The sequence below is a fragment of the Methylobacterium variabile genome (assembly GCF_001043975.1).
Classification (GTDB): domain Bacteria; phylum Pseudomonadota; class Alphaproteobacteria; order Rhizobiales; family Beijerinckiaceae; genus Methylobacterium; species Methylobacterium variabile.
In genome coordinates this window covers 1-676 of sequence record NZ_LABY01000547.1, presented here as the reverse complement: position 1 = coordinate 676, position 676 = coordinate 1, and the positions used below count along the sequence as shown (strand labels likewise).

Here is a 676-nt window from a genome sequence, read left to right as displayed (position 1 = left end):
ATCGGGAGGAGCGACGGGGGTCGGGTGCGTTGGACAAGCGCCTAGCCTGCATGCCGTTCCGCGAAAAGGCCGGTCATCGCCGCGACGGACTCGCCCCGTCGGCAACGCTCCGTCAACCTCGGTGGCGTTGAGTGGGCTTTTCGCTCCCGGATCACCGCGCGATGCTCCATGTTCCTCCCCCCATTCCGGAAGCCTGCGCCGTCGCCTTCCCCGGCGACGCTGCGGTCCGGTCCGTCGCCATGGCGTGGCAGGACAGCCTGCTGCGCGAGCGCCGGATGGCCGCCAACACGGTGGAGGCCTATGCCCGCGACCTGAGGCAGTTCCTCTGCCATCTGCAGAGCCGCACCGGCGCCGTGCGCATCGCCGGGCTCGTCTCCCTCAAGCCGCGCGACATCCTCGGGTTCATGGCCGCGCGCAGAGCGGAGGGCGTGAGTGGTCGATCGTTGATGCGGTCGCTTGCGGGCCTGCGCTCCTTCGCGCGCCACCTCGATCGCGAAGGCCACGGCAGCGTGTCCGCCCTCGGCGCGATCCGCTCCCCCAAGCTCGAGCGGCGCCTGCCGCGACCGATCCCCATCGCCGCCGCCCGTGCCCTGACCGATATCGACATCCGCGCCGGGGAGACGCGCGAGCCCTGGGTTCTTGCGCGGGACGCCGCCGTCCTCGCCCTGCTCTACGG

1 protein-coding gene is annotated in these 676 nt (G+C 71.7%); it reads left to right on the top strand.

Features of this window, described 5'->3' with window-relative positions:
* Positions 1–161: 161 nt before the first annotated feature.
* A partial coding sequence (locus VQ02_RS34435; protein ID WP_048448782.1) for a site-specific integrase occupies positions 162–676 on the top strand: 515 nt, incomplete at its 3' end.